Below are 18,464 nucleotides of genomic sequence, written 5' to 3'. Positions count from 1 at the left end.
GTGAGGCAGCTCGTCCTGTGCCGCGTGAATACACCGGCCGTCCCCGTAGCCGCGGTCGTGCCTTATGGCGCGCGATCGAGGGTTCAGGGGGCGATCGCGCGACCTAACCTACGACCGCGACCGGTGGGGTGGGGCGGCAGAGGTGGGGCGCCAGGCGTGGAATGCCGGGTGCGGGCGCCAGGAGGAGGAGACCGCCCTCGTGACTCCTCATCTTGAGCCGACCCGGCTCAAGGCTTACTCACGCCTACCGCGAACAGGGGCATGGCCCGGGCGTCGGCCTGGTTAGCCTTGTCAGCACGTGCTCTCAGCGCCATCTCTCCGCGGCGCTGCGACATCCCTCGCCACCACCGGACGAGCGGTCCCGCACTGAGCGCGTGCCGAGGAGGAATTACTGATGTTTGAACGCTTTACCGACCGCGCCCGACGCGTCGTCGTGCTCGCGCAGGACGAGGCGCGGGCCCTGAACCACAACTACATCGGCACCGAGCACCTCCTTCTCGGCCTCATCCACGAGGGCGAGGGAGTGGCCGCCAAGGCCCTGGAGTCCATGGATATCTCCCTGGACGCCGTGCGCAGCCAGGTCATCGAGATCATCGGCGAGGGGCAGTCCGCCCCCACCGGCCACATCCCCTTCACGCCGCGCGGCAAGAAGGTCTTCGAGCTCTCCATGCGCGAGGCCCTCCAGCTCGGCCACAACTACATCGGCACCGAGCACCTGCTCCTCGGCCTCCTGCGCGAGGGCGAGGGAGTGGCCGCCCAGGTCCTGACCAACCTCGGCGGGGATCTGTCCAGCGTGCGCCAGACCGTCATGCAGATGCTCTCGGGCTACGAGGGCAAGGAGACCGTCAACGCCGGCGGCCCCTCCAAGGAGGGCACGCCCTCGGGCAGCGCCATCCTGGACCAGTTCGGCCGCAACCTCACCGCCGCCGCCCGCGAGGGCAAGCTGGACCCGGTCATCGGCCGCAAGAAGGAGATGGAGAGGGTCATGCAGGTCCTCTCCCGGCGCACCAAGAACAATCCCGTCCTCATCGGGGAGCCGGGCGTGGGCAAGACCGCCGTCGTCGAGGGTCTGAGCCAGGCCATCGTCCACGGTGACGTCCCCGAGACCCTGCGCGACAAGCAGCTCTACTCCCTGGACATGGGCTCGCTCGTGGCTGGCTCGCGCTACCGCGGCGACTTCGAGGAGCGCCTCAAGAAGGTCCTCAAGGAGGTGCGCACTCGCGGCGACATCGTCCTGTTCATCGACGAGATCCACACCCTCGTCGGTGCCGGCGCCGCCGAGGGAGCCGTCGACGCCGCCTCCATCCTCAAGCCCATGCTGGCCCGCGGTGAGCTCCAGACCATCGGGGCCACCACCTTGGACGAGTACCGCAAGATCGAGAAGGACGCCGCCCTGGAGCGCCGCTTCCAGCCGGTGACCGTCGACCAGCCCAGCATCGAGGAGACCATCGGGATCCTCACTGGCCTGCGCGACCGCTACGAGGCCTTCCACCGCATCGTCATCACCGACGAGGCCATCGAGGCCGCCGCCAAGCTCGCCGACCGCTACATCAACGACCGCTTCCTGCCGGACAAGGCCATCGACCTGGTCGACGAGGCCGGCGCCCGCCTGCGCATCCGCCGCATGACGGCTCCGCCCGAGCTGCGCGAGATCGACGAGCAGATCGCCCAGGTCAAGCGGGAGAAGGAGTCGGCCATCGACGACCAGGACTTCGAGCGCGCCGCCTCCCTGCGCGACGACGAGCGCCGCCTGGCCGACGAGCGCGCCGCCAAGGAGAAGGCCTGGAAGTCCGGCGACCTCGACCAGGTCGCGGAGGTTGACGAGGCGCTCATCGCCGAGGTCCTGGCCATGTCCACCGGCATCCCGGTGGTCAAGCTGACCGAGGCCGAGTCCGCCAAGCTCCTCAACATGGAGGCCGAGCTCCACAAGCGCATCATCGGCCAGAACAAGGCCATCGAGGCCCTGTCGAAGTCGATCCGCCGCACCCGGGCCGGCCTGAAGGACCCCAAGCGCCCCGGCGGCTCCTTCATCTTTGCCGGCCCCACCGGCGTCGGAAAGACCGAGCTGGCCAAGGCCCTGGCGGAGTTCCTGTTCGACGACGAGGACGCCCTCATCCAGCTCGACATGTCCGAGTTCGCCGAGAAGCACACGGTCTCGCGGCTCTTCGGCGCCCCTCCCGGCTACGTCGGCTACGACGAGGGCGGCCAGCTCACCGAGAAGGTGCGCCGCCGACCCTTCTCCGTGGTCCTGTTCGACGAGGTTGAGAAGGCCCACCCGGACATCTTCAACTCCCTGCTGCAGATCCTGGAGGACGGGCACCTCTCCGACGCCCAGGGCCGCGTGGTCGACTTCAAGAACACCGTCATTATCATGACCACCAACCTCGGCTCCAAGGACATCGGCAAGTCGGTGGCCACCGGCTTCCAGTCCACCGAGTCCGGCGCCATGGACTACGAGGAGATGAAGGCTCACGTCAATCGCGAGCTCAAGCAGCAGTTCCGGCCCGAGTTCCTCAACCGCGTCGATGACCTCATCGTCTTCCCGCAGCTGACCAAGGAGGAGGTGCGCCAGATCGTCGACCTCATGATCGTGCGCCTTGACAAGCGCCTGGCCGAGCAGCAGATGACCATCGAGCTGACCGAGGCCGCCAAGGACCTCCTGGCCGAGCGCGGCTTCGACCCGGTGCTCGGCGCCCGTCCGCTGCGCCGCGCCATCCAGCGCGACATCGAGGACGCCCTGAGCGAGAAGATCCTCTTCGGAGAGCTCGAGCGGGGCCAGAAGGTCATCGTCGACGCCGAGGGCGAGTCCATCCTGGGTGAGTTCATCTTCCGCGGCGAGCCCTGGGAGCAGGGCGAGGCCGAGGTCGCCGCACTGCGTGAGGCCGAGGACGCCGCGGCCGGCGGCGGGGGTGGGGCCTCCAGCCCGCTGCGCATCTCCACTCCGCCCATCAGTCGTGGCGGCGGCGCCTCGCCGGCCGCCGAGCCCGGGCGCTGACCTCGCCGGGTCCCGCCCGGTCCAGTTCCCTTATCAGTTCCATACGATGGGCCGCAACCCCGCTGGGGTTGCGGCCCATCGTCGTCGCCGCGCATGGGAGCCCTCAGACTGCAAGACGCGTTGGCACGAACCTCGGGGGAGGTGGTGGGGCTGCCTTGCCCCCGTGCTCATTTTTCCAGGTGGAGACCATGATCGTGGACGCAGGAGTGTGCGGGGTGCAGTTCGCGGCTGCGAATATGCACGGGCCTCTTAGTCGCCTGAACTGCGAAGCAAGCACATGAAAAGTGAATGACGCCTGAATGCACTAAGAGAACATTCTGAGAGTTTGGCTTGACCGTCTCCTGTCTGTCCTCTGCCCGATACAGTGGAGTGACGATCCGTCGAAAGTCGTCCCTCGGACATGGTCGATCGGTGTCGTCACCCCGCCCCGCGCGGGGCCGTCTCAACCGTTATCGCCCCTACTCGTCCTCACTGTCCGTACCTGTCCGCCCTCATTCAGACTGCCGCGACACCCCTCGGTCGCGGCGCCGGAATGTCCGGCTCGGATCGCCCGTGCGTGCTCACGCATTCTTGGTGCCGCTACTCCCATGACCCAACTCAGATACGAACCGCGACATTTCCACCAGCACCGTTTTCCGCGCCTGCGGACCGCTAACGCTGCTGCGACCCTGAGCGTCCTCGGCGTGGCGGCGGCGGCGCTGCCCTGGGTCGGCTGGCCGAAGCAGGTCACCGTCGGCGTTCTGGTCCTCACGGTCCTCATCGGCCTGGGGCTGGTCACGGCGCCGCCCACCCGTGCGCTCAAGCGCGGCGGCATTGCCCCGGGGGCCCGCTGGCACTGGGGTGCGGCAATGCTCCTGGGCATGTCCCCGGCGATCCTGCTGGGCCTGAGCTTCCCCGTCGTGTCCCAGAAGATGGCTGCCAGTACGGTGAGTGGCATCGGCCTGCCGGTCATCGTCCTGAGCGTGTCAGTGGCCGTGCCCTGGCTCAGCCAGATCATCGGCACCCCGGTCTACCGGCTCCTGGGCGACTCCATCGGCCGCGGCCCGCGGGCGGTCCTGGAGCGCTACTGCTCCATCTGGCCGGCGCTGTTCCTGTGGGCGCTCCTGCCCACGGCGCTGGAGATCCTCGTCGTGGCCGCCGTGACCGGCTGGAACCTGCACGTCCTGGGCGTCCACACCGCCCTGCTCCTCCTGCACGTCGTCTTCGTCCAGTCGCTCATCGTCGCCGACGTCGCCGGACGCCGCCGCCTGTGGTCGGTGGGCTGGCTCTGCTACGCCGTCGCACTCGTCGCCGAGCCCACCTGGTGGTACCTGCCCCCGCTGGTCGGGGCCCTCAGCCAGCTCCTGTCCATGGGGCGCTCTCTGGGAAAGATCCTGCGGCCCCGCGGGTGCGCCACCGGCATCCTCGTGCAGGACATGCTGCGCGGTGCGATCCTGGGAGGAGTGCTGTGGTCGGACAAGTTCTTCCTCTTCCTGGGCGCCGGTCGTGACTTCGACGTGGCGCTGGTCTACCTGTGCCTCCAGCCCGCCGTCGTCGCCTACTGCTACTACTTCGCGGTCACCGCACCCCGGGTCAACACCGAGATCGCCCTGTTCCAGACGGTTCTCAAGCGTGAGGGCATGGCCAGTCTGCGAGAGCGCGGACGCACGCTGCGTCGGCTGCTGGACGCCAGCCTCATCCGCGCCTGCATCGTGGGGGTCGCCGGCGTCATCGTCGTCGTGTGCTCCATGGCGCTCATGTCCACCGAGCAGGTCCCGCTGGTCCTCGAGGTGTGCCTCGCCTCGACCCTGTTCACGGTGCTGACGCTCCTGAGCTACGAGATCGACCACATCGGCGACTCGACCACCGCTCTGCTCCTGTCCGGCATCCACGTGGCGATCGCCGCGGCCCTGCTGCTCAAGGTGGCCGACGCCGCCGCCTACCTGCCGCTGGCCGGCGTCGACCTGCTGCTGTGCGCGCTGGGGCTGCTGCTCTACCGCAAGCGGTGGGCCGCACCCGAGTACTCGTTCTTCTGGGGAAAGGCCATGTCCTGGTGAGCTCGTCATCCTCCTTCCGCGCCCGCCTGGAGAGCCTTCCGCTGCGCTACTCGGCTCCCGCCGGCGGCTACGCCCCGATGCCCAGTCCCGACGACGCCCCTGGCATCGGCGACCGGGGCGAGGAGACCGGCCCCAGGATCAAGGTCGGCCCCGACGGATACGGCGTCGTCGTCACCACCGGCGGCGCCCTGAGCGGGCCCTCGGCCGCCACCCCCACCGCAGGCTCGCCCGCCGTCCCATCCACTGACCCGCCCGCCACCGAACCGGTTGCCGAGCCGGCCGCGGCCTCGGCCTCCACTCCTGAGCTCCCGGCTCCTGAGATCCCGGCCGCGCCGATCTACGGCGTCGTCCAGACCCCGGCGCCGGCCGGCTACGGAGTGGTCCAGCCCCGCCCCAAGAGTCCGGAGCCGACCTCCCCGCAGAGCCCCGACGCCCTGGACTCCCCGATCTTCGGCGCCGTGAGCTCTGCTGCACCGGCTGCCTCGGGTGCCTCGGCCTCCTTACCAGTGGAGCCGGCCGCCCCCCGCTCCACCGCGTCGGAGCCACTCGTTGACGCCGAAGCCCCTGCCGCCCCCTCCGCCTTGGCCTCCGACGCCGCTGCAGCCGGAGCGCCCTCTGAGCCCTCCATGCCCCCGGTGTACGGCGATTCCTCGGTCCCCGCCGAGCCGGCCCCGCAGGAGTCCGTCCTCCCACAGCCCGACCAGCCCGAGCCCCAGCAGACCCCCGCACCCACCGCCATCGCCTGGGAGTCCGTGGCCTCGGCCGCCTCCCACGCCGCCGCCATCCCCCTGTCCCAGCAGCAGGCCGCCCAGGAGGAGGCCGAGGACGAGGAGGCCCCCGCCGGCGCGGCCGAGCTGCTCCCGCCCCCCGAGGAGCCGGAGCCCGAGGCCGATGAGCAGGTCCTGCCCGACGGCGTCCCCGAGGACGGCGTGTACGTGGACGTCGACGTCGCCATCGTCATGGAGTCCACCTACCCCTACCTCAAGGGCGGGGTCTCCGCGGTGGTCCACGACATCATCACCGGCAACCCGGACCTCACCTTCGGGATCATCCACATCACCTGGGACTCCCACTCGCCCCTCAAGGACCTCTACGGCATGCCGGACAACGTCGCCTGGGTGAAGGTCCTCTACCTGTCCATGGAGGAGCACCAGGAGGACTTCCTGCGCGCCCGTCCGCGCGACCTGCGCATGAACCGCCGCCAGCGCCGCGAACTGTCCCGGCGCATCCTGGGGGCCCTGCTCGCCCTGGCCCAGGACGGCCAGACCGAGCCGCTGTGGGACCTCATCAGCGAGGGCCTGAGCGCCTCGCGCCGCTACCCGGTCTGGGCGATCCTGGGCACGCGCGAGTTCATGGAGGCCTACCACGACATGATGCCGGACCTGGGGATGTCGATGACCGACATCTTCTGGTGCCTGCGCGACTTCTTCTCCCTGGCCTACGCGGTCCTGGCCGAACCGGTCCCGCGCGCCCAGGTCTACCACGCCCACACCACCGGCTACGCCATGCTGCTGGGCGTCAACGCCGCCCGCGAGCACGGCACCAAGGTGCTGCTGACCGAGCACAACCTCTACGTGCGCGACACCGTCAACACCCTCCTGGAACGCCGGCTGGACCTCAACGTCAGGCTCACCGACTACCGCACCTTCGACGTCACCGGGCGCGAGCGCATGTGGATGGCCTGGTGGCTGGAGATGGGGCGCCTGTGCTACCCCTACGCCTACGCCTCCACCTACCTCTACCCTCGGGCCATCACCGAGGCCAATGAGCTCGGCGGTGACTCCGGGCGCGCCATCGTCATCCCCAACGGCATCGTCACCTCGGAGTTCGACGCCTCCTACGCCGCGCGCCTGGCCGCCATCGAGGAGATCAAGAAGGAGGGCGCGGACAAGCACCTGTGGAAGCTGGTGTACATCGCCCGCGTCGTGCCCATCAAGGGGCTGCTGGACATGATCGACTCGGTGCGCCTCATGGTGGACCGGGGCCTGAACATCCACCTGGACGTGTGCGGGCCCACCGAGCACATGCCCTCCTACTTCGAGCAGTGCCTGACCCGCATCGTCGAGCAGGGCCTGGAGAGCGTCATCACCGTGCGCGGCACCGTCAAGGTCCGCGAGCTCCTGCCCGAGTTCGACCTGTTCGTCCTGCCCAGCTACAACGAGGGCCTGCCGGTCGTCTCCCTGGAGACCATGGGGGCCGGCATCCCCACGGTGAGCACCGACGTCGGCGCCGTGCGCTCCGTCGTCGAGGACATGATCGTCACCGACGACGGGCAGACCTGGGACCCCTGCGGCATCATCATCGAGCCCGGCGACCCCACCGTCATGGCGGACAAGGTCCAGGAGGTCATCTCCGACGTCGATCTCTACGAACGTCTGAGCCTCAACGCCCGCGGCCGAGTGGAGGCGGCCTACGACCTGGTCAAGGTCAACGCCTCCTACAACACGATCTACCGTCAGGGCGGCGCCGGCGAGCAGACCGGCGCCCGCGCCGACCAAGGAGGAGCATGAGGAGCAGCACCGGCGGCGTCGGAGCCTGGATCCGTTACGGCAACCCGCTCGAGCCCGGGGAGCTGGACTTCGCGATCGCCCACTATCGGGCCGCGATCCTCCAGCCCTGGGAGACCGAGGCAGCAGCCCGCCTCAAGGAGGCACGACCGGACATGACGGTCCTGGCCTACCGGTGCCTGTCCTCCACGCGAGACTTCGAGCCGGACTCCATGCGCGCCTCCGGGCTGTCCTACCGCGAGGCCCGACGCCGCGGCTGGCTCGCCAGGCGTGACAACGGCGACCTGGTCGAGTGGAACACCTACCCCGGCCACTTCCAGGCCCGCGTGTGGGACCCCGACTACCGCGCCCGCTGGGTGGAGGAGGTCTGCCAGGCCACCGCTGAGACCGCCTTCGACGGCGTCATGGCGGACAACGACGTCTTCGACGACTACTACGGCCTGGACCTCCCCCTGGACGGAATCGCCGACACCGCCGCCCTGCGCGCCGAGCTGAACATCTTCGTGGACCAGGCCGGTGCCGGCCTCAACGCCGTGGGCAAGATCCTCATCCCCAACGTGGCCGAGGCCCGCCGGGAACCCGGCCGCTGGGAGCGCCACTCGGCCTGGGGTGGTGGCTTCGACGAGTGCTGGCTGGGCTGGGGGGACCATCACCTCTTCGATGAGGCCACGGCCCTGGCCCAGATTCACGAGCTGCGAGGGCCGGGCCTGTCCATCGTGCGCACCCCCGACGGCGGGGGCGGCGGCTCCATGTCCGGTGCCCGCACGTCCCCCGGCCTCTACGGGCTGGCGGCCTTCTGGGTCTTCGGGGGAGGGGAGGGCGCCTACACGGCCACCGGTCACGACGACTACTCGCGCACTCCCTGGTTCCCCGCCCTCGACGCCGACCTGGGGCGCCCGCTGGGACGGCCCCGGAGGACCTCGGGCGCCTGGGTGCGCGAGTTCGAGGGCGGAGTGGCCGCCGTCGCGCTCGGCGAGGAGGGAGGCGGCACCGTGCGTCTCCCGGCGGGCCTCAGGTCACCGGGGCCCACCGGGGACCCGGACGGTGAGGCGCTGGCTCTGGAGGTGCCCCTCAGCGCGCATCGTGGGATGATTGCCCTGCGTGCATGAGTCATGACCCGGTCCGGCTCGTGCGAGATCCGATAATGGGGCTAAAGACCTGTCAAACGTTAGTCTTGTTGGGTGGATCATTGACCTGCTTGACTTCCTGAGATCCCCGCCGTCCCGTACAGCGTTCTCTCGGGCAGGAAGTGCGGCGTCCGTCTCGGGCGGCGTCGACAGAGTTCCACAGGACCCAGGACAAGGATGACCTATGGCACAGACTTCCCAGAATAGCGCGGCGGACATCGCGCACAAGCCCATGATGAGCACTGCTCAGATCCTGCTGATGAACGTCGGATTCTTCGGCATCCAGTACTCCTTCGGCATGCAGCAGAACGCCATGTCGCCCATCTACCAGTTCCTCGGGGCTTCCGCTGACGAGATCCCCATCCTCAATCTGGCCGGACCCGTCACCGGCCTGCTCATCCAACCGCTCATCGGGGCGCTCTCGGACCGGACCTGGAGCGAGAAGTGGGGACGCCGTAAGCCCTTCTTCCTGATCGGGGCCGTCGGCTGCTCCGTGTTCCTGTTCCTCATGCCCTTCGTCACCGCCTTGTGGATGGCGGTGCTGTGCCTGTGGCTGCTGGACGCCTCGAACAACACGGCCATGGAGCCCTACCGGGCCTTCATCGGCGACCGCCTGCCCTCCAAGCAGCTCGCCAAGGGCTTCCTCGCCCAGTCCCTGTTCATCGGCGCCGGCTCGGCCCTGGCCGCCGGGACCCTCGTCGTTCTGGAGAAGACCCTGGCGGGCGCCACCGCCGCCGGCATCCCCTACTGGGTCTTCGGCGCCTTCATGGTGGGCTCGGTGTGCTCCATCGGCTCGGTGCTCATCTCGGTGCTCTCCACCAAGGAGCTGCCGCCCACGCCGGAGGGCTTGGTCGAGCTCGAGCGCAAGAAGCGGGAGGAGGGCCCCTTCGGCTTCCTCAAGGACATCGGCGTCGCCATCGTCGAGATGCCCCGCGGCCTGAAGAAGATGGCCCTGGTCTACCTCTTCCAGTGGTACGCCATGAACGTCTTCTGGCAGTACCTGGGCCTCATGTGCGCCGTCACCTACTTCGGCGTGAACCTGTCCGACCCGGGGTACGCCAAGACCGAGGCCTTCAACGACGCCTCCGGCTTCGCCACCGGGCTCATGGTCGCCTACTACGTCTCCTGCACGGTCGTCGCCCTCTTCCTGGCGCGATTGTCCAACCGCATCGGTCCCAAGCACGTCCACACCGCGGCGCTGTTCCTCGCCGCCGTCTGCCTGGTCCTGCTCACCCGCATCGGCAGCCCCGGCCACACCGCGGTCCTCTACCTGCCCATGATCGGCATTGGTGTGGCCTGGGCTTCTATTACGGGCGTGCCCTACATCATGGCCATTGAGATGATCCGCAAGGAGCGCCGAGGCGTCTACATGGGCGTTATCAATATGATGATCGTCATCCCCCAGTTCATCCAGACCCTCACCTTCGGTCCCATTTACAAGCACCTGCTCGGCGATCACCCGGTCAACGCCATGCTCTTCGTCGCAGTCTTCCTCGTCATCGCCGGTCTGCTCATCGAGTGGATCGACACCGTCAAGGACGCGGACCCGCGGGTGCGCGCCGCCGCCGTGTCCGCCACTGAGACTGCCGTGGCCTGACCGGGTGCCCCACGAAAGGATGTCATCCGTGACCTATACCACCATTGTCGCCGGAGTCGGCGATGTCGAGGCGAACACCCACGTCATCGATCGCGCCTGCGAGATGGCTCGCCTGTGCGACGCCGCTCTTCTCCTCGTCGCCGGCTTCGACCCCGTCTCGGCGCGGGACAAGGCTCGCATCAACGAGTTTGCCCCCGTCGCCGATGTGCGGGTCGGGCTCACCGAGGACCAGGCCTACGCCGTCGTCGAGAAGGCGCGTGATATCGCCGTTGAGCGCGGCGTCGCCCTCGCCCAGGGCGTCGTCGTCGAGGGCACGGCGGTCGATGCCGTCACCCTCGTCACCTTGGAGACCGAGGCGGACCTCGTCATCGTCGGATCCAAAGGCGTCGATTCGCTGTTCGGCCGCGTCTTCGGAGCCGTCTCCGTCCAGGTGCTCCGCAAGTCGAAGTGCGACGTCCTCGTCGTCGTTCCCTAGTCGCCGGATAGACGTCGGACGCACGCGTCGGATCCTGCGCGATCGGACCGGCGGCGGATGCCCGCCACGCGGAAGTGTGGCGGGCATCCGCCGCTATGTTTTGAGGTTCTTCGTGTGTGAGGGCGTGGTCGGGGTGAGCGGGTGCCGGTGGTTCGGCGTCTCGGGGTCCTGCGCGGTCGTACTCGGCGTCGCGTGGTCGTACCCGGCGGCGCGCGGTCGTACCTTAGAGGGGCTCTAAGGTACGACCGCGCGGTTTTACGTACGACCGCGTGCGCTGGGGGTACGACCACGCGGTTTTACGTACGACCGGGTGGGATCGCGTACGACCACGTACCCCGAGACCCCGACGAGGAAAGCCCCGCACAACCCCATCCCCACGACACGAAGAACCCGTTTTGAGCAGTTGTCGTACCTCCTGTGATACGTGGGGCCGGGCTGGGCGCATGGTGGCGCTGCGTCTGCCCGGGTGGCCCCGCGCCCCGACCCGCTCCGGGGCGCCCGACGGTGAGTCCCTGTCCACCCGCATCACCCTGCCGGGACACACCGGCCTGCTGGCGCTGCGCCCTTAAGCCCCGGGGCCGGCCGGCGCAGCCCTGTTCGCGGCTGGATGAGTCACCTGCAACATGGGACTGAAGTCACATAGAGTGCTTCGTGTGCGCCTGCGCGTGCACGGAGTCCCTAGTTCCACAAGAACCGAAAGAGGCAAGGATGCCCAAGTACGTGTACCGCTTCAGCGAGGGTGACAAGGACCAGAAGGATCTCCTGGGAGGCAAAGGAGCGAACCTGGCGGAGATGACCCGGCTGGATCTCCCCGTTCCCCCCGGATTCACCATCACCACCGACGCCTGTCGCGCCTACCTGGCCAGCGGCGAGGTCCCTGAGGAGCTCTCGGTCCAGGTCACTACCGCTCTGCGCGGAGTCGAGGAGGAGCTGGGGCGCGAGCTCGGCGCCGCCGAGGACCCCCTGCTCGTCTCGGTGCGAAGCGGCGCCAAGTTCTCCATGCCCGGCATGATGGAGACCGTCCTCAACATCGGCCTCAACGACGTCTCCGTCAAGGGCCTGGCCGCCGCCAGCTCCGACGAGCGCTTCGCCTGGGACTCCTACCGCCGCCTCATCCAGATGTTCGGCAAGACCGTCCTGGACATCGACGGCGACCACTTCTCCGACGCCCTGGACGCCAAGAAGGACGCGCGGGGCGTCTCCATGGACTACGAGCTCCCCGTGGACGCCCTCCAGGAGCTGGTGGAGGAGTACAAGGCCATCGTCAAGGAGCACGCCGGCATCGACTTCCCGCAGGACCCCCGCTCCCAGCTGGACATGGCCACTGAGGCCGTCTTCCGCTCCTGGAACACCGAGCGCGCCCACATCTACCGCCGCCGCGAGAAGATCCCGCACGACCTGGGCACCGCGGTCAACGTGTGCACCATGGTGTTCGGCAACATGGGGGAGACCTCCGGCACCGGCGTGTGCTTCACTCGCGACCCCTCCACCGGGCGCACCGGCGTCTACGGCGACTACCTCGTCAACGCCCAGGGTGAGGACGTCGTCGCCGGCATCCGCAACACCCTGTCCCTGGCCGACCTCGAGCGCCTGGACAAGGCCTCCTACGACGAGCTGCGCTCCATCATGCGCCGCCTGGAGACCCACTACCGCGACCTGTGCGACATCGAGTTCACCATCGAGCGCGGCAAGCTGTGGATGCTCCAGACCCGCGTGGGCAAGCGCACCGCCGCGGCCGCCTTCCGTGTGGCCACCCAGCTCGTTGACGAAAAGCTCATCACCATGAACGAGGCCCTCACGCGCGTCTCCGGCGAGCAGCTCACCCAGCTGATGTTCCCCCAGTTCGACGACGACTCCAGCCGCGACCTGCTCACCCGCGCCATGGCCGCCTCCCCGGGCGCCGCCGTGGGCTACATCGCCTTCGACAACGACGAGGCCGTCTCCCGTGCCGAGAAGGGCGACTCCGTCATCCTCGTGCGCCGCGAGACCAACCCCGACGACCTGCCCGGCATGGTCGCGGCCGCCGGCGTGCTCACGGCCCGCGGCGGCAAGACCAGCCACGCCGCCGTCGTCGCCCGCGGCATGGGCAAGACCTGCGTGTGCGGCGCCGAGGCCCTCGAGGTCGACTCCGCCGCCAAGACCCTGCGCATCGCGGGGCGCGATGAGGTCCTCACCAGTGAGGACATCATCGCCATCGACGGCACCACCGGCGAGGTCTTCCTCGGCGAGGTCGGCGTCGTCGACTCCCCGGTCATGACCTACCTGCGCCGAGGCCTGGACGAGGCGCTCAAGGCGGCCGGCGACGACGACACCCGCGAGCTCGTCACCGCCGTGGACCGCCTCATGGGCCACGCCGACGAGGTTCGCCGCCTTCAGGTGCGCGCCAACGCCGACACCCCCGACGACGCCCGCCACGCCATCCACCGCGGCGCCCAGGGCGTGGGCCTGTGCCGCACCGAGCACATGTTCCTGGGCGAGCGCAAGCAGTTCGTCCAGAACCTCATCCTGGCCTCCTCCGACGCCGAGCGCGAGGCCGCCCTGGCCGCCCTCCTGCCGCTGCAGAAGGGCGACTTCATCCAGATGTTCGAGACGATGAACGGCAAGCCCATGACGGTGCGCCTCATCGACCCGCCGCTGCACGAGTTCCTGCCGGACCTGACCGAGCTGAGCGTCAAGGTGGCCGTGGACCGCGAGCGTGGCGAGCTGGACCCGGCCGACGAGGAGCTCCTGGCCGTGGTGCGCAAGAGCCACGAGGCCAACCCGATGCTCGGCCTGCGCGGGGTCCGCCTGCTGCTGACCATGCCGGGCCTCATCGAGCTCCAGGTGCGCGCCATCGCCGAGGCCGCCGTCGAGCGCCTCAAGGCCGGTGGCGACCCGCACCCCGAGATCATGATCCCGCTCATCGGGTCGGTGCGTGAGCTCCAGCTGGCGCGCGAGCGCGTGGAGCACGTGCTGCAGGAGGTCTCCCAGGCCTCCGGCTATGCCCTCGACTTCCCGGTGGGCTGCATGATCGAGCTGCCGCGTGCTGCCGTCACCTCCGCCCACGTCGCCGAGGAGGCCGACTTCTTCTCCTTCGGCACCAACGACCTGACCCAGACCACCTGGGGCTTCTCACGCGACGACGTCGAGGGCTCCTTCGTGGGCCACTACACCGACGACGGCATCTTCGGGGTCTCCCCCTTCGAGACCATCGACACCGACGGCGTGGGCGGCATGGTGCGCCTGGGGGTCGAGGGCGGCCGCTCCACCAAGCCGACGATGAAGATGGGCGTGTGCGGCGAGCACGGCGGGGACCCCGAGTCCATCGGCTTCTTCCACCGGGTGGGCCTGAACTACGTCTCCTGCTCGCCCTTCCGGGTGCCGGTGGCCCGCCTGGAGGCCGGGCGCGCGGCCGTCGCGGACAAGGCTGAGTAGCCGGGTAACCGGGTAGCCGGGTAGCGAGGTCCGTGGACCAACAGTGTCGTGGGGGTCGGGCTGGGATCAGGAGGCCGGCGACGGCGAGGCGATACCCAGGCGCCCGCCCAGCCAGTCGAGCTGGTCGGCCAGCGCCGGCCCCCACACGGCCCAGGTGTGGGCGCCGTCGTACTGGCGGGTGCTCACCGTCATCCCGGCCCTCGTGGCGGCCTCGGCCAGGACGGGCACGGCCCCGCGGTAGCTCGCGTCCTGGCGGCCCACCGACAAGATGCCGGCGATGCCGTCGTAGCGGCCGGGTGGTGCGGTGGACATCAGGGAGAGCGGGTCGTTGGCCTGGTAGGCGGCACGGTCTCCTCCGAAGCCCTGGGCGATGGTGCGCTCCACGCTGCCCAGCGTGGGGTGCTCCTCGGCGCTGATCGCCAGGAAGGTGCGGTAGACGCCCGGTGAGCGGGTGACGACCTGCATCGCGCAGGTGCCCCCGTTGGACAGGCCGGCCACTGCCCAGTGGGCGGGGTCGTCGTCGACCTGCAGGTTCGCCCTGATCCAGGTCGGGACGTCCTTCTCCAGGTAGGTGGCCACCTTGCCGCCCGCCTCGGTGTCGGAGCACAGGGGATTGGTGTACGGGCTGCCCAGGAGGTCGGCGACGACGACTACCGGGGCCAGGCCGTGGTGGTCGGCCGCGTAGGCGTCCATCGTGTCCTTCAGGTTCCCCAGCTCGAACCAGTCCGACGGGCTTCCCGGCTGCCCGGTGAGCAGGACGAGGACCGGCAGGGCCGGGCGCTGTGAGCCCAGGTAGGCCGGCGGCAGGTAGATGAAGGCCCCTCGCGGCGTGAAGCCCTTCGTTCCGGACTGGTCGCCGGCCGGGATGTCGGCGGTGACCGCCTGGCCGTGGGCGGGCATGTCCGACGGCGGCCTCCAGGTCTCCTCCAGCATCCCGCGGCCACGCACGGGTGCCGGAGACCGGGCCGCGGCGCCCTGCAGACGGTTGAGTGGCGTGGTCGCCACCCCGTAGCCCAGGACCGATGCCAGGGTGGGGTAGGAGGCGAAGAAGGTGTTGATGGCCAGCAGGGAGGAGGCCACCACGGCCACGAGGCTGGAGGCCGACTCCGTGGCGCGCACCAGGCGGCGGTTGCGTGAACGCACCGCCCGGTGACGTCCTTCGGTGCGGTTGCCGGTGACCAGCTGGGCGATGACGAGGCCGACGACGCCCACCCAGGTCCACACGAACCAGCCGACGCCGTCGGCGACGGGATGCCAGATGACGTCCACGGCCAGCCAGAAGGTCACTGCGCTCGCTGCGGCGGCGGCAGGTACGACGAGCTGGCGATGCCAGGGCAGGTAGCGGGTGCGCCGCCACCACAGCCAGGCGATGACCACCGCGGCAACGATCACGCAGACCGCCCCCAGTCAGGGCTGGAGGATGTGGACGGCCTTGAGAGCGTCCACGACGCCGCCCGACGCCTGCACGTCGGCGGTGGGCGTGCCAGCACCGCTGATCTCAGTCACGGTTCATCAGCACATGGGCGAAGCGCGCCGTCTGGGAGGGCTTGAGACCGGGCAGGTAGGCCCGGGCGATGGCGATCCCCACCGTGGGCAGGTCCACCAGGTCGGGAACCGCCAGGTACATGGGCACGGAGCGCGGCTTGAACTTGCGCTTGTAGGCGTGCAGGGAGCCGAATCCGTAGGCCGGCTCCAGCACGGAGGCCAACAGGTTCAGGAGCGGGTCGAAGCGTGAGGAGGCATCGCCGTCGGCCGGTGCGGAGCGTGACAGCGGCGCCCCGGACAGGGACAGGATCTCCAGCCCCTCGGCCTGGGCGTCCTGGGCGGCGCGCCCGATGAGGTACTCCATGACGGGGCGGAAGCCGCCCTCGCGGCGTCGCATGAAGTCCAGGGTCAGACCGATGACGCGCCCGTCGCGGTAGACCGGCAGCCAGGAGGTGACGCCCTGGACGGTGCCCTCGGCGTCCACGGCCAGCAGCAGGCGTGTCTCGGCGTCGTCGAGCTCGGCCAGGCCGCCGAGGGTGAAGCCCATCTCCGGCAGCGGCTTGTCACTGGCCCAGGCCTGGGAGATGGCCCGAATCTGGTCGCGCCGGCCGGCCGGGCAGTCGCGGAAGGTGGTCCATACCGCCTCGACGCCCTCCTTGTTGGCGTGGTTGAGGGCGGTGCGCACGTCCTGGTAGGCCTTGCCGCGGAAGGCCAGGTCCGGCAGGTCCAGGACGGACTCCTCAGCCACCTGCATGATCGTCCAGCCCATGTCGCGGGCGGCCTCCATGGCCGGGGCGTGCACCGAGTACAGGGCGGGGATGAGTCCGGCGTCGGTGGCGAAGTCGGCGAAGTCGCGCACCGCCTGGGCCACGTCGGCGTCGTCGGCGGCGGGGTCCCCGACCGTCAGGGCGACGTCGCGGCTGGGCCGGTAGGAGAAGCCGGCCGTGCCCGCCTCGTTGACCCAGGCCTCGTTGCCCTGCCAGGTGAGCATCCACCCCAGGGTCCCGGCGCCGCGGCTGCGCACCAGGTCGACGAGCTCCTCGCGGTCGGAGATCCGGGTGCGGGCGGGAGCGGACTGGGCCAGCCACACCCACAGGATCGTCAGGAGCCACACCAGGACCGGAACCCACGCGGTGAGCAGGTAGGCCAGGGGGGTCAGGGGCTCGACGATCAGGCTCATGATGCCGCCGGTGCTGATGGGCAGCAGGTAGGACACGTAGGTCTCCAGCAGGGCGGGCCAGGTCGCGTAGGGGGAGAAGTCATGCGACATGAGCAGGCCCCCGGCGACGGTCAGGACCGCCCCGCCCAGGAGGGTCAGGACCCAGGCGACGACGGCGCGGCGAATGACGCCGGGGCGCGAGCCCAGGGTGAAGCGCCTCCTGGTCCACACCACCAGGCTGATGACCACGATGTTGAGCAGCAGCGGCACCAGCAGGTGCCCCGAGCGCAGCCAGCTGTGCAGGAGCTGGGTCGTGGTGGAACCGGACTCGGGCAGTTGCTCGCCGATCTTCTCCACCAGGGCGAACAGGGCCGCGCACACCCCCAGGAAGATCTGCAGGGCGATGGTGCCGAAGGCCGCTGAGCGACGCCCCCGGCGCAGGCCATCGGCCAGGACCAGCTGCAGGAGCGCCGGCATGCACATCAGGAGCTGCTCGACGGGGTAGATGACGGCGTCCTTGGGCAGGATGGCGGGGGTCAGCCCGTAGCGGGCATCAGCCAGGGGGCCGGCGGCGTTACTCACCACCGCCAGGGCGCAGCTCACGGCCCAGCAGGCCACCAGGAAGGCCACGAGCTCGCGCTCCACGCGCCGGGGCAGCTCCTGGGAGGGGGCCGACTGCTGCCCGCGCTCCAGGACGACGCCCATGATGAGGCCGATGACGCCGGCTCCCAGGCGGGCCAGGGCGCCCACGGTTCCGGTCACGGCGGCCGAGACGATGAGGACGGCGAAGGCCGCCAGGCGCGTGCGCCGTCGCCAGGACGGGCGCATGACGCTGGTGGAGGCCGCCACCAGGCCGGCGATGGGCAGGCTGATGCCCTGGATCGGGGCGTGGATGAGGTAGGGGGACCAGGCGTCCCACACCCGGCCGATGAGGGGGTAGAGCGCCTGGGCCAGGACGATGCCTCCGGCGCAGGAGACGACGGCGGTGGCCAGCCACCGTCGCGTGCCCAGGAGCCTCTCCAGCAGCACGCCGACGGACAGCAGCATGAGGCAGCCTGTCACCGGCAGCAGGTGACCAGGGACCGCCCAGGCGGTCAGCAGGGTCCATGCCCGCTGGGGCTGGTGGATGTAGGCGGACAGGGCGATCTGCCCCCGGGGCCCCCAGGGCAGCAGGAGGATGCTGATGACGAGGGTCAGCGCCGCGCAGGTGGTTGCGGCCGGCGCGGGGGCCAGCCAGGCGCGCGCGGCCCGCGAGGCTCGGTGCGCGTAGGCGCTCAGGTGCGAGGGCTCAGACGCAGGGGCTGCCGGCGCCGATGACGGCGATGGTGCGGGTGATGGGGTGGAGGAGGGCACCGGCGAGGGCGCGAGCTCGGATGCGTCCGGGGGAGATGTGGTGGACGAGGCCGACGGCATGAACGCTCCTCAGCGGTAGGTGATGGGAGGCTGGTGATGCGATAGGGGATGGTCGGGGCTCCCCGCCGGGAGCCGACCAGCCGACATTCTTATCCACTTCCCGGGCATCCTCATCCACCTCCAGGTGGATGCGACCATGAGACCGGTCTCTCCAAGAATCGGGGATAACCCTAGGAGATAACCTCGATCTGGCCGTGTTCTCGCGGTTTTCTCCCTGTGAGTGGGCTGATGTGATGGGGTGACGGCCCGCCCCTCG

At 69.6% G+C, this 18,464-nt stretch carries 10 protein-coding genes; 8 read left to right on the top strand and 2 right to left on the bottom strand.

The window, feature by feature from the left end:
- Positions 1-394: 394 nt before the first annotated feature.
- The 8 genes from JJJ14_RS10635 (at position 395) to ppdK (ending at position 14,151) form a co-directional block, all read left to right on the top strand.
- The gene (locus JJJ14_RS10635) at positions 395-2,995 is read left to right on the top strand and encodes an ATP-dependent Clp protease ATP-binding subunit (protein ID WP_003787373.1); all 2,601 of its coding nucleotides are present in this window, start codon (positions 395-397) and stop codon (positions 2,993-2,995) included.
- A 587-nt stretch (positions 2,996-3,582) separates the two neighbouring features.
- On the top strand, positions 3,583-5,031 hold the full coding sequence (locus tag JJJ14_RS10630) for a hypothetical protein (RefSeq protein ID WP_201444102.1): 1,449 nt from the start codon (positions 3,583-3,585) through the stop codon (positions 5,029-5,031).
- Positions 5,028-7,541 (top strand): GT4 family glycosyltransferase PelF, encoded by a 2,514-nt coding sequence (gene pelF / locus JJJ14_RS12725; protein ID WP_101559830.1) that lies wholly within the window; start codon positions 5,028-5,030, stop codon positions 7,539-7,541. The genes JJJ14_RS10630 and pelF overlap by 4 nt, the downstream gene beginning before the upstream one ends.
- Entirely contained in the window at positions 7,538-8,647 is a 1,110-nt protein-coding gene (locus JJJ14_RS10620) for a putative glycoside hydrolase (protein ID WP_201444101.1), read from the top strand. The genes pelF and JJJ14_RS10620 overlap by 4 nt, the downstream gene beginning before the upstream one ends.
- A gap of 202 nt (positions 8,648-8,849) precedes the next feature.
- Positions 8,850-10,262 (top strand): MFS transporter, encoded by a 1,413-nt coding sequence (locus tag JJJ14_RS10615; RefSeq protein ID WP_065361936.1) that lies wholly within the window; start codon positions 8,850-8,852, stop codon positions 10,260-10,262.
- 28 nt (positions 10,263-10,290) lie between these two features.
- The gene (locus tag JJJ14_RS10610) at positions 10,291-10,737 is read left to right on the top strand and encodes a universal stress protein (RefSeq protein WP_065361937.1); all 447 of its coding nucleotides are present in this window, start codon (positions 10,291-10,293) and stop codon (positions 10,735-10,737) included.
- 443 nt (positions 10,738-11,180) lie between these two features.
- On the top strand, positions 11,181-11,306 hold the full coding sequence (locus JJJ14_RS12720; RefSeq protein WP_255304779.1) for a hypothetical protein: 126 nt from the start codon (positions 11,181-11,183) through the stop codon (positions 11,304-11,306).
- Positions 11,307-11,445: 139 nt separating this feature from the next.
- A complete protein-coding gene (gene ppdK, locus JJJ14_RS10605) occupies positions 11,446-14,151 on the top strand; it encodes a pyruvate, phosphate dikinase (RefSeq protein WP_201444100.1) in 2,706 nt (901 codons plus the stop codon).
- Positions 14,152-14,217: 66 nt separating this feature from the next.
- Here ppdK and JJJ14_RS10600 read toward each other — a convergent pair whose 3' ends face one another.
- Positions 14,218-15,558, bottom strand: a complete 1,341-nt coding sequence (locus tag JJJ14_RS10600; protein ID WP_236592948.1) for an alpha/beta hydrolase — start codon at positions 15,556-15,558, stop codon at positions 14,218-14,220.
- Between the two features lie 91 nt (positions 15,559-15,649).
- The gene (locus JJJ14_RS10595; protein ID WP_201444098.1) at positions 15,650-18,208 is read right to left on the bottom strand and encodes a bifunctional lysylphosphatidylglycerol flippase/synthetase MprF; all 2,559 of its coding nucleotides are present in this window, start codon (positions 18,206-18,208) and stop codon (positions 15,650-15,652) included.
- Positions 18,209-18,464: the final 256 nt, after the last annotated feature.

Source organism: Actinomyces sp. HMT 175 (genome assembly GCF_016694895.1).
Lineage (GTDB): Bacteria > Actinomycetota > Actinomycetes > Actinomycetales > Actinomycetaceae > Actinomyces > Actinomyces oris.
Note: the sequence above shows the minus strand (reverse complement) of the source record. Positions and strands in the feature narration are given on the sequence as shown.